The organism is Paenibacillus glucanolyticus (genome assembly GCF_037333485.1).
Lineage (GTDB): Bacteria > Bacillota > Bacilli > Paenibacillales > Paenibacillaceae > Paenibacillus_AQ > Paenibacillus_AQ glucanolyticus.
Genome location: NZ_CP147845.1, coordinates 5,741,813 through 5,753,557 on the forward strand (window position 1 = coordinate 5,741,813; position 11,745 = coordinate 5,753,557).

Here is an 11,745-nt window from a genome sequence, read left to right on the forward strand (position 1 = left end):
CATCTAGTGAAACCACAAAAGGTTTAACTCAGATCGTCATAATAAGATCAAATGAAATGACTCAAGGAGGTTCATCTATGCCAGCAAAGGATCAATTCTCCATCTCTCGCAACCTAGAGGTGGGCGGTAAAAATTACCGTTATTTCAGCCTGCAGGCGCTCGAAGAGCAAGGATACGGAAGTGTATCCAAGCTTCCTTTCTCCATTCGGGTACTGCTGGAAGCGGCCGTACGTCAATTTGACGGACGCGCCATTACCGAGGATCATGTAAAACTTTTGTCCACGTGGAATGAAGCACGCGACAACAACAAGGAAATTCCGTTCATCCCTGCCCGTATCGTATTGCAGGACTTCACCGGTGTTCCGGTTGTCGTGGATCTTGCAGCCATGCGCGACACCGTTAAAAAATCCGGCGGCGACCCGAAACAGATCAACCCTCTCGTTCCGGTCGATCTCGTTATCGACCATTCCGTCATGGTTGACGCTTTTGGTACCGACCAAGCGCTTGAATATAATATGAAGGTTGAATTTGAGCGTAACGAAGAGCGTTACCGCTTCCTCCGCTGGGCTCAAACGGCGTTTAACAACTTCCGCGCGGTTCCTCCCGGAACAGGTATCGTTCACCAGGTTAACCTGGAGTACCTGGCTTCCGTAGCAGCTACGAAGACAGTTGACGGCGAAACCCTCGTCTTCCCTGATTCCCTCGTAGGCACCGATTCCCATACAACCATGATCAACGGTCTTGGTGTAGTGGGCTGGGGCGTAGGCGGCATCGAGGCAGAAGCCGGAATGCTCGGCCAACCGCTTTATTTTGTAACACCTGAAGTTATCGGCTTCAAACTGACAGGCAGCCTGTCAGAGGGCGCAACGGCGACCGACCTTGCCCTCACTGTAACCGAGCTTCTTCGCAAAAAAGGCGTAGTGGGCAAATTCGTGGAATTCTACGGTCCTGGTCTTGCCAACATCAGTCTGGCTGACCGTGCAACCGTTGCGAACATGGCACCGGAATACGGCGCTACCATCGGTTTCTTCCCGGTTGATAGCGAGACGTTGGCTTACCTGCGCAACACCGGCCGCACCGATGAGCAGGTTGAACTCGTGGAGAGCTACTATAAAGCACAAAACATGTTCCGTACGGCTGATACGCAGGACCCTGAGTTCTCCGATGTAATCGAATTGGATCTCGCTTCGGTTGTACCGAGCTTGGCTGGTCCGAAGCGTCCACAAGACCGCATTGAACTGACCAACATGAAGCAGAACTTTAACGACATCATCCGTACACCGATTGATAAAGGCGGCTACGGGCTCAGCGATGACAAAATCGCGGAAACCGTTAAGGTCAGTCATAAAGACGGCTCTACCAGCGAAATGGGCACAGGTGCAGTTGTTATCGCAGCCATCACGAGCTGTACGAATACATCTAACCCAAGCGTTATGCTGGGTGCAGGTCTCCTGGCCAAGAAAGCGGTTGAACGCGGTCTGAAGAAACCTGGTTATGTGAAGAGCAGCTTGACTCCAGGCTCCCTTGTCGTAACCGACTACCTTGAGAAGTCCAACCTTCTGCACTACCTGGAAGCTCTCGGCTTCTATGTTGCAGGCTATGGCTGCGCAACTTGCATCGGTAACTCCGGTCCATTGCCGGACGAAGTAAGCGAAGCGATTACCGATAACGACATGACGGTAGCTGCCGTATTGTCCGGTAACCGTAACTTCGAAGGACGTGTGCATGCTCAGGTCAAAGCCAACTACCTGGCCTCACCGCCACTGGTTGTTGCTTACGCTCTGGCAGGTACCGTGAACATCGACCTGCAGAACGATCCGATCGGCTACGATCCAAACAATGAGCCAGTTTACTTGAAAGACATCTGGCCAACCAGTGCTGAAATCCGTGAAGCCATTGGTCAGTCCCTTAGCGCTGACGCTTTCCGTGAAAAATACGAGAATGTGTTCACAGCGAACGAGCGTTGGAACAAGATTCCTGTTCCTGAAGGCGAATTGTATGAGTGGGATGATCAATCCACGTACATTCAGAACCCGCCGTTCTTTGAAAGCCTGGGCAACGGTCTGAACGACATTCAGGATATCAAGGAAGCGCGTGTGCTGGCTCTCTTGGGTGATTCCGTTACAACGGACCACATCTCACCAGCCGGTAACATTGCACCGTCCAGTCCTGCAGGCAAATATCTGAGCGATCACAAGGTGGAACGCAAAGACTTCAACTCCTACGGCTCCCGTCGCGGTAACCACGAAGTCATGATGCGCGGTACCTTCGCTAACATCCGCATCCGTAACCAGGTAGCTCCAGGTACGGAAGGCGGCGTAACCACATACTTGCCGACTGAAGAAGTCATGTCCATCTATGATGCATCCATGAATTATCAAGCAGGCGGACAGAACCTAATTGTTATTGCAGGTAAAGAATACGGTACAGGAAGCTCCCGTGACTGGGCGGCAAAAGGTACGTATTTGCTCGGAGTCAAAGCTGTACTGGCTGAGAGCTTCGAGCGTATTCACCGCTCCAACCTCGTAGGCATGGGTGTTCTTCCGCTCCAGTTCCAGGAAGGCCATGGCTGGAAGAGCCTTGCGCTGAACGGCCGGGAAACATTTGATATCCTGGGTCTCAGCAACGATGTGAAACCAGGTCAAGAATTGACGGTTGTTGTTACACGCGAAGACGGTACTCAATTCGAGTTCCAAGCTATCGCTCGTCTCGACAGCATGGTGGACGTGGACTACTACCACAATGGAGGTATCCTCCAAACGGTACTTCGTCAAATGATCGCATCGAACCAATAAGACAATTCATCTAGGCGCTTTAGCCTTAGGAACAAATCCCCATCATCCGCTAATGGATGATGGGGATTTTTCATTTCACAGTACTTTTTTCCTGAATATTGGAAATTCCGTTTCGAATGATGCCGGAAAGGTTAAATGGTAGAAAACATTCCGGAAATCCATATCTAGGAGGATCGTACCTATGATCAAAATACATACGATGGCTTCGTTCCATTATCAATATCAACGGCCGCAGCCGGTGACGGCTCCGAAGAAAGAGGATTCGACAGATAAATCCGTCACATTTCAAGAGATTCTGAATCAAAAGATCAAAGAGAAGAATATCAAGCTGAGATAAGTACGCTCTCTTGTTAAATTACACATCGAGCAATGAAAACACGAGGACCGCCTTCCAATCCCAAGATTGTGAAGACAGTCCTCGTTTTTTTTTCGTTTATGAAAAACTGCGGATTGACCTTTACACCATCCGTTCCAACTGTTATACTACATATATAACAGTTACAACGAATGCGGAGGTTCTCTTATGATTATCCAACTGGATATGCAGTCCGATGTCCCCATATACAACCAGTTAATGAATCAGATTATCGAAGGCATTGCCAGCGGCAGCCTTAAGCCCGGCGATCCCCTGCCCTCGGTTCGCAGCATGGCATCCGACATCGGGATCAATCTCCACACCGTTAACAAAGCGTACACGCTGCTGAAGCAGGAAGGCTTTATTCAGATACACAGGCAAAAAGGCGTGGTGATACAGCCGGATACCATGCCGGGCATTACCCCCGAATATCAGGATAAACGCAATGCCTATCTAAAACCTATCATTGCTGAAGCCATCTGCAGGGGCTTATCCGAAGAACAGCTGCTTCAGATCGTACGAGATATGCATAATGAGATCACCCAGACTGGGGAGGAGAATGTGTAATGGTTATGATATCAGCCTCGATTCTAGTATTTATGATTATTCCGATTATTGTACTGCTTGCCTTTATGCCTTATTACACCAGGGAAACAGTTAGCTTTGGAGTATCGGTGAGTGAAGAAATGTTCCACAGCGAAGCCCTTCGCAGGCTGCGGAAGCAGTTTGCTTCCATCAGCTGCGGTATTTATGCCCTTATCTTGATCGCCTGTCTGATCGGATTGTTATCGATTGGGAACACAGGGTTCGAATGGCTTATTGTCGGCTCCATCACGGCAATCGTCATTGCTTCACTTGCCCTGAACCTGACCTTTCATTTCAAAATGAAAGGGATCAAGGCCACTCTTCCCCCTGCGACAACCGGACGCCAGGTCGTGGCAATCGATACCAACTTCAGAAGGCAGAAGCTTGTCCTCTCTAACCGCTGGTTTATCATTCATGCCGTCATTACCATCATCAGCACCGTCTGGATTTTCCAATACTATGACCAGATCCCAGATACCATTCCCATGAAATTTGATTTTCAAGGCAGCGTGATCAACTATGCGGACAAATCATGGGGTGTAGTCCTGCTGCCCAACATTATGCAGGTATTCATGATCCTCATCTTCATGTTGATCAATTGGTCCATCCTAAACAGCAAACAGCAGATCGATCCGGGAGATCCGGCGGGCTCCTCAGCGCGCAACGCCATCTTCCGCCGCCGTTGGTCCTTCTTCAATACGATGGCTGGTCTGCTGCTTGTGCTGATGTTCTCCTTGATCCAGCTCAACATGATCGAACAGCTGAATCCCGAATTGCTGCTGGTCATCAGCTTAGCCATACCGTTGGTGATTGTCCTCGGTGCAGTGGTGTTATCCTTCACAACAGGTCAAGGCGGAAGCCGGCTGAAGAGAGATCCCAACACTCCGCACTCCACTCATAGTGCCAATGACGATAAGTATTGGAAGCTCGGCTCCGTCTATTTTAATCCGCAGGACCCTGCTCTCTTTGTGGAAAAAAGATTTGGCGTTGGCTGGACCATCAACGTAGCAAGTCCGTTAGCCTGGCTATTCCTTGCAGTTCCGATCGTGATTGCCCTGCTGACCATGCTCCTGGTTTAATTTAATCCCCTTACTTCATCATCCAGAATGAAAAAAGAGATGGCCCTGGTCTAAACTCAGGTGTCATCTCTTTGTATATTTGCAAGGGCTCCCGGCAAAACCCTGCACATCTTATCGCCATGCATCCTTCCACTCTCCGTTTAAGCTTTTTCATCATATAAGAGTAACGCTTATCCATGATATCCTCAGAATACAGACCGCCTGTAGCGGACATTTTTCTTCTCAGAGATAAGGATGGGGAGTCTTTGAAGTTTACGCTTTCTCATCTCATGTAAAATAACCGGGCAGCTGTATCACTCGGAGCTGCCCGGTCATTCAATAACTTATAGTGATGCTGTCCGCAACTCCGAAATAGAATGAATTAAATCATCATTCCCATTTCCCGCGCTGCTTCCATCAGGACGGGCGCATGTTCACGAAGTGTATCCGCCGGGAGGCGGGTGACCGGCCCTGACATCGACAGCGCGGCCGCCACTTGACCGTTCCGGTCAAAAATCGGCACCGATACAGCGGCAGCTCCAGGCTCACGCTCTTCAATGCTGATGGCGTACCCCTTCTCCAGAATTTCGGCGAGCTGCTGCCGGTACACGTCCCGATCAACAGACTCTGGCCAATCTGCCGCATTCAGCAGCTCCTCCTGATCTGCCGCAGGCGTAAAGGCCACCAGCACCTTGCTGGAAGCGCCTACCGACAGCGGCAGTCTTACTCCCACCTGGGCGACCCGCCGGATGCCCTGGTTACTCTGCACCGCCTGGATGCGAAGCCGATCGGCGCCATCCCGCAGATACAAGCTGACGGTTTCCCCCAGCCGGTCCCGCAGCGCTTCCATCGCGGGAAGAAGGCGAATGGCAGGATCATCGCTCTGGGACAGATGCATTGACAGCTCCCAAATTTTAAGGCCGAGCCGGTATTTCTCCGTCTCTTTGTTCCGCACCACAAATCCTTGGTCTTCCAGCGTTGTAAGCAGTCGATGGACCGTGCTTTTATGCAACCCGATAAGGGAGGCTATCTCCGTCAGAGCAAGCTCATTATTTTTCGTAAAACACATCAATATATCAAGTGCCCGCTCTACAGCACGTACCGTTAATTTTCGGTCTTCCATCCCGACCTGCTCCTCTCGTGTTTCATTGTATGAAACCTGGTTACAATAATTATATGAGAATTATTCTCAAAAGTAAACCATTCGCACCGGGACTTTACATTTGTCTTACAATCTATTGATTTGCATTGACTTTATAGGCCACCGGGCATACGATTATTATAAATTTCGATATTTTCACTTTAACGAAAAAAAATCCGACTATATGGTAAGGAGGGGCCACTTATGAGTACAACAACTGGTAGTAATGCCCCACTCTCCCAATTGAATGACACGCCAGCCGAGCTGTCGACAGGCCTGGTTCGTTTTAAGCATATTATATTAGCGTTGTTGTTATCTGTCGTTTTTTTTCTAGTTTTCTGTTTTATTGCACTGCATGCCTATATTGCTTGGGTATTGTCGAATCCGACGGTTGCTCCGCTCTATTCCAATCCCAAACTCGCTAAAGATATGAATTACGAGAATGTCACATTCCACTCGATTGATGGTAAACGGAATATTAACGGGTGGTATATACCGGCAGAGAATTCCTCCAAAACCATCGTGCTGAGCCACGGCTACGGCGCCAACCGGGAGGAAACCTGGGTTCCTATGTACGATATCGCCCATTACGCGCACAACATGAATTTTAATGTGCTGATGTTTGATTACGGCTTTGCGTCCCAGACCAGCAAGGAAGTGGCGACCGGCGGCAAGGAAGAGAAACGGCAGCTTCTCGGTGCCATTGAGCATGTGAAACAACGAGGCGCGAAGCAGATTGTCGTCTGGGGTTTCTCCATGGGTGCCGGTACTGCTCTCCAGGCGGGACTTGAGACCAAAGATGTGGACGCCATGATCCTGGACAGTGCATTTTTGCTCGAGCCGGACACGCTTTACCACAATATCCATAACCAGATTAATCTTCCGCGGCATCCATCTCTGGAGATTCTGGAGCTGCTCTTCCCGGTCCTCAACGGCACAAGTCTGGATCAGATCCCTTACAACGAAGTGAAGAAGCACGACTATCCGTTCCCGACCTTGTTCATTCACGGAACGAAAGACGATAAGGCGCCTTACCCGATCGCCGAGAAAATTGCGTCCAATCAGAGTCATGCGGATTCGGATTCCTGGATCGTAGAGGATGCCCATCATGAACTTATCTTCCGTGAGCATCCTAAAGAATATTTACGCAGAGTATCAACCTTCCTCGGCAAACTTGAAACACCGGAAGGACCGTGACGTTCCGGATAATAGCATTCATTGCGAGATGCCGCAGCTCCATACTATGTTCCAACCCCCTACTGCCTGGAGCAGTGAGGGGATTTTTATTTTTTCCACATAATACAGGCTGCAAAATGAATATAGTGAGTTTAGTGAACCTGATACTGGAGGGAACGGACATGTTATTTCATTATGGAGCGAAACTCCCGGTACGATTATTGGAGGAAATTCGCTATTGGAAACATCAGGAAAGGAAACATACCGGGCTGATTAAAGCCGTAGTTCCTGATCTGGAACCGGTCTACGTTCAGATGCTGGATCAGTGGGCCCTCGTATTTGCCGATACAGAAAAAGTCGCTGACGAACTTCTGCGCCACATTCTCAGCAACCATGCGCCTCCTTCACCTCAAGTGCTGGCCCAGGTAGAGCAGCTGCTTCGAGCCTCCTGCGAGCAATCCAGAGAGTTCATCCGCCAGCTGCACGGACTGAAGGAGAATAGCGAAGCCGTTCAGAAGGTACCGCTTGCCGGTACGGTTGTACATCATGTCATCCGGGAGTCCGAGTATTTCCTGAACGCACTGGAGACCCTCAACTCCGCTGGAGCATTGGAGCGATTCATGGATATGCCGCAACAATCCATGACGCTTCATGAGGTCTCGTCCCCTCCACCCTCTCTCTCAGAGGCTGAGGTGTCCATTCAAGGCGTGGGCGACAGCGGTCAGGCTGTCCCGATTGGTGGACACCGCCTCCCCCCTCTCCCTTACGCTTATGATGCGCTTGAGCCTTACATTGATGAAAAGACAATGCGGATTCATCATGACATTCACCATCAGAGCTATGTCGACGGCTTGAACAAAGCGGAGAAGAAATTGGAGGAAGCCCGAAAAAGCGGAGATTTCGAACTCGTGAAACATTGGGAACGCGAGCTGGCCTTCAATGGTGCCGGCCATTATCTGCACACGATCTTCTGGAATATTATGAACCCTCGGGGCGGCGGCGAACCGGGCGGGGAGCTTGCCCAGCAAATCAAGAATTATTTCGGCAGCTTCGATCGCTTTAAGAAGCAATTTACCGAAGCAGCAGACAAGGTGGAAGGCGGCGGCTGGGCCATCCTCGTCTGGAGCCCGCGCAGCCATCGGCTTGAAATTTTACAGGCTGAGAAACACCAGAACCTGTCCCAATGGGATGTCGTCCCTCTCCTCACCCTGGATGTATGGGAGCATGCCTATTACCTCAAACATCAGAATAAACGGAAAGATTACATTAACGACTGGTGGAAAGTGGTCTACTGGCCAGAGGTTGCGGATCGCTTCAAACATGCCAGCAAGTTAAAATGGAAGCCGTTCTAAGCAAAATCCAGCTGGATTGCTTCGCAATGGTTAATATTGGGTATTAAGCTATAGCCCTCCTTACTTCGCTTCTGAAGTTTAGGGAGGGCTTATCCATTATTTCAGATAACCACGTTGTTAGGTCTTAATAACCATTACTCTGGTTATTTATTCGGTTGAAGTCTCCTATTTACTGGATTATGATAAAAAGAATGAATGAACATCTGGAAGGGATGAAATTGATATGCTTACCCGATTAGGGTGGAAAAAACCATTCATATTCCTTATGTTAACAATGGTTGTACTAGGGGGTTGTCAAAATATGAATTCAAATAAAAACAACAATACCTCAGGTATCACGGATGACATTACAAACCATGATGATGAATTAATGAGCCAAACCAGAGAAACTGCAATTCAATTCTTCAAGGAAGAATATGACCTGGAAGTTGAGATAACAAACCAAAAGAAAATGCCTACCTATGTCGCAGATGAGATTGATGTTGAAGGATATGTCATTGGACATAAAGATCAAACATTTAATATTTCTGTAAATTACAAAACCTTTCAAACCAAAAATTTTGTCATGAGTCCTGAACTAAAGAAGGTTATCCAATCTAAGAAGCAAAAATAATGAATTATGTTTGATGGAGGAACTCATCATGGTCAATGATGAAACATATAACATTTTATCCAGATTGGCATACAAGGATCTAAAAGAAGGCACTCAAATTGAGGATCTTCCACAATGGGAGGTTTTAGAAAATACTAAAAGCTATAAGTTGTCAGGATTTGATGCTGTCACTTTTGTGAATAGAGATACTGGGGAAGCGGTCATTGCATACAGAGGGACAGAGGGAGAAGCACAGTTATCAGCATCTATACCTGATTATATAAGTGATGTTGGAATTGGAATTGCGGAACTCAAAAGGAAAGCTGAAATTGAAAGACCATTTGAGGACCATCTAACCAAATTTGAGGATGCGGTTGGAATTAGCAGCATCAACGATTGGCTCGGCGAAACTTCAAGAAAGCTTGATAAGAATATGAATATTCTGGGTACCAATCAGATGTACCAGGCGGAAGACTACGCTAAAGAAATGCAGGAAAAACATAAAGATCTAAATTTTTCTCTGACAGGTCACTCACTCGGCGGTGCAAATGCACAATATGCTGCTGCTTATACAGGTATGACAGCTGTGACTTTTAGCGCCCCCTCTGTTATTGGGAGTCTGTCTCCGGAATTTAGAAGAAAAGCCGAGGATGGGGGGTTCGACTCCCAGATTATTAATTTTGCGCATCCAGGTGATATTATTGCCAGTGGCACTTTGGGAGGTTATGACGGCCACGTAGGCTCTACCTATTACATAGACTCTAGTTACCAAGATGCTAACGATGGGATTAGCATAAAAGAAAAAATTGATAATACACTAGGGGGTCCGAATTATCATCAGCTTGAACGATATCAATTCGAGAATGGGTACATTTCCAACCCTCTGTATGACGGCAGCTCTGACAAGTCTATCGAGTCTCCCCGAGTCCCATCAGAAAGCATGCTCTTTGATGGGTTGAGGAACATGATACTTGGAACTGCAGGAGCCTTATCTCCATTCTTGGGCCTAAATAGAGATGCTGCAGGCAGTTCCTCCAGCACCATCCAGGTCACCCCTGCCGAGCTCCGAAGTGTGGCCGAGAAATGGAGAACACACGCCCAGCAAAGCGATGCCGAAGTTCAAGGAATCAGGCAGCGTCTCGCTAAGTATATGTATTCCAGTCACAGCAGACGCCTCCAGCCGATTGTACAGCAACTGGATGCATCCATCATGTCGATGAGCCAGTGGCATTTGCAGCATACCTCGGATATTGTTCAGTACATTAAATTCAAGGCTGATCTATTTGAGCGGACAGACAACATCGGGTAAACATCTATAAGAAGTGACCGGGAGGGAAAGATATGAGTCGAGAAATTTTGCTGGAACTTGATGATTTGCTTCAAGCAGAACGTGAGCTGTCGGGACTGCTGGCCGCCATCCAGGCTGACGAACAGGAAGCGAAGGTCATGTACGCCCGTCTGCAGGATTGGAAAGGCCAGTCAGCCCATGTTTTACGGGAGCAGATCGAAGCCTTCTTCCTGGAAATGTCCCGCCGGATCAAGGATATCGAGGAACACAAAAGCAACCTCACCCAGTATGTACAATATATGAAACAGGTAGATGGCGCATCATAGGTCCTCATGCTCATCTTGAAGTATTTAAAATATCCATTCATCATACAGCAAAAAAAGGCTTCGCCTCCATGGGCGAAGCCTTTTTCCATTATCCTCATTCTTATTCTTTGATCAAAGACAGGAATTCCGAACGCTGCGCGGAATCGCTCCGGAAGCTTCCGCGGACAGCTGACGTTACAGTCTTGCTGCCTGGCTTCTTCACGCCGCGCGCGCACATGCACAGATGCTCGCCTTCCACAACGACCATGACACCGTTTGGCTCCAGCGCCTCGACCATAATATCCGCGATTTGCGAGGTGATGCGCTCCTGTACCTGAAGCCGGCGGGTAACCGCCTCTACCAGGCGTGCCAGCTTGCTCAGGCCAGCGATTTTGCCGCTTGGGACATAACCGATATGAACTTTACCGAAGAACGGCGCCATATGGTGCTCACACTGACTGTAATAGACGATATCCTTTACAATAACCAGTTCCTCGTGATTTTCGTCAAATGTAACGCCGAGAACATCCTTAGGATCGACTTCGTATCCCGCAAAAATCTCCTCGTACATCCGTGTCACGCGGGCCGGTGTCTCAAGCAGTCCCTCACGCTCGGTATCTTCACCGATCAGCTTCAAAATCTGCTCTACATGGTACTCGATCTGCTCTCGGTTTTCGCCTACTTTGTTATTTACATAATCTTTTACGCCCGCCACAGTACATCCCCCTTTCCGTCCCAAAAAAAAGCAAACGGTTAACTTATAGCCGCTGTTAGCGGCCTTTTTAAATAGAAATGCCCCTCCGTCCTAAATGTAGACGCGAGCGGGCCTTCTGGCATTATGATTTGCGTTTACGACCTTGACCTTTACCAGGCATTGGCTGATTTTTCATCATTTGCTGCGCACGCTGCATTTGCTTGCCGTTCATGTTGTACCCCATTTGTTTGGCCATCTTCTGCAGCATTTGCGGATCATTCTGCATCTTCTCCAGCTGCTTGCGGAGATAGAATACACCGATGAAAAATCCGCCAACCAGACCCACGATCAATGTAATAATCGGAATGACATAGTTCATCACTTGACCACCTTCTACTATACTA

Annotated in this window: 12 protein-coding genes; 9 read left to right on the forward strand and 3 right to left on the reverse strand. The window is 48.5% G+C overall.

Features of this window, described 5'->3' with window-relative positions:
* The first annotated feature begins 77 nt into the window (after positions 1–77).
* The 4 genes from acnA (at position 78) to WDY75_RS26640 (ending at position 4,814) form a co-directional block, all read left to right on the forward strand.
* A complete protein-coding gene (acnA, locus tag WDY75_RS26625) occupies positions 78–2,795 on the forward strand; it encodes an aconitate hydratase AcnA (protein ID WP_006208212.1) in 2,718 nt (905 codons plus the stop codon).
* A 181-nt stretch (positions 2,796–2,976) separates the two neighbouring features.
* Positions 2,977–3,132, forward strand: a complete 156-nt coding sequence (locus tag WDY75_RS26630; RefSeq protein WP_197477088.1) for a hypothetical protein — start codon at positions 2,977–2,979, stop codon at positions 3,130–3,132.
* Positions 3,133–3,318: 186 nt separating this feature from the next.
* On the forward strand, positions 3,319–3,717 hold the full coding sequence (locus WDY75_RS26635; protein ID WP_006208209.1) for a GntR family transcriptional regulator: 399 nt from the start codon (positions 3,319–3,321) through the stop codon (positions 3,715–3,717).
* Positions 3,717–4,814 (forward strand): DUF1648 domain-containing protein, encoded by a 1,098-nt coding sequence (locus WDY75_RS26640; RefSeq protein WP_006208208.1) that lies wholly within the window; start codon positions 3,717–3,719, stop codon positions 4,812–4,814. The genes WDY75_RS26635 and WDY75_RS26640 overlap by 1 nt, the downstream gene beginning before the upstream one ends.
* Positions 4,815–5,175: 361 nt before the next feature.
* Here WDY75_RS26640 and WDY75_RS26645 read toward each other — a convergent pair whose 3' ends face one another.
* Positions 5,176–5,916: an IclR family transcriptional regulator gene (locus WDY75_RS26645; RefSeq protein WP_063478567.1), complete on the reverse strand. Its 741-nt coding sequence runs from the start codon at positions 5,914–5,916 to the stop codon at positions 5,176–5,178.
* A gap of 222 nt (positions 5,917–6,138) precedes the next feature.
* Here WDY75_RS26645 and WDY75_RS26650 point away from each other — a divergent pair, with 222 nt between their 5' ends.
* The 5 genes from WDY75_RS26650 to WDY75_RS26670 all read left to right on the forward strand — a co-directional run bounded on the left by WDY75_RS26650 (position 6,139) and on the right by WDY75_RS26670 (position 10,668).
* Positions 6,139–7,131 (forward strand): alpha/beta hydrolase, encoded by a 993-nt coding sequence (locus WDY75_RS26650; RefSeq protein WP_006208206.1) that lies wholly within the window; start codon positions 6,139–6,141, stop codon positions 7,129–7,131.
* Between the two features lie 161 nt (positions 7,132–7,292).
* Positions 7,293–8,462, forward strand: a complete 1,170-nt coding sequence (locus tag WDY75_RS26655; RefSeq protein ID WP_063478566.1) for a Fe-Mn family superoxide dismutase — start codon at positions 7,293–7,295, stop codon at positions 8,460–8,462.
* Positions 8,463–8,763: 301 nt separating this feature from the next.
* On the forward strand, positions 8,764–9,075 hold the full coding sequence (locus WDY75_RS26660; protein ID WP_006208204.1) for a hypothetical protein: 312 nt from the start codon (positions 8,764–8,766) through the stop codon (positions 9,073–9,075).
* Between the two features lie 28 nt (positions 9,076–9,103).
* Positions 9,104–10,363, forward strand: a complete 1,260-nt coding sequence (locus WDY75_RS26665) for a lipase family protein (RefSeq protein ID WP_063478565.1) — start codon at positions 9,104–9,106, stop codon at positions 10,361–10,363.
* Between the two features lie 32 nt (positions 10,364–10,395).
* Positions 10,396–10,668 carry a hypothetical protein gene (locus WDY75_RS26670; protein ID WP_006208202.1) on the forward strand — a complete coding sequence of 91 codons (273 nt, stop codon included), beginning with the start codon at positions 10,396–10,398 and terminating at the stop codon, positions 10,666–10,668.
* A 100-nt stretch (positions 10,669–10,768) separates the two neighbouring features.
* Here WDY75_RS26670 and folE read toward each other — a convergent pair whose 3' ends face one another.
* A complete protein-coding gene (folE, locus tag WDY75_RS26675; RefSeq protein WP_063478564.1) occupies positions 10,769–11,362 on the reverse strand; it encodes a GTP cyclohydrolase I FolE in 594 nt (197 codons plus the stop codon).
* Positions 11,363–11,483: 121 nt separating this feature from the next.
* On the reverse strand, positions 11,484–11,720 hold the full coding sequence (locus WDY75_RS26680; protein ID WP_006208200.1) for a YneF family protein: 237 nt from the start codon (positions 11,718–11,720) through the stop codon (positions 11,484–11,486).
* Positions 11,721–11,745: the final 25 nt, after the last annotated feature.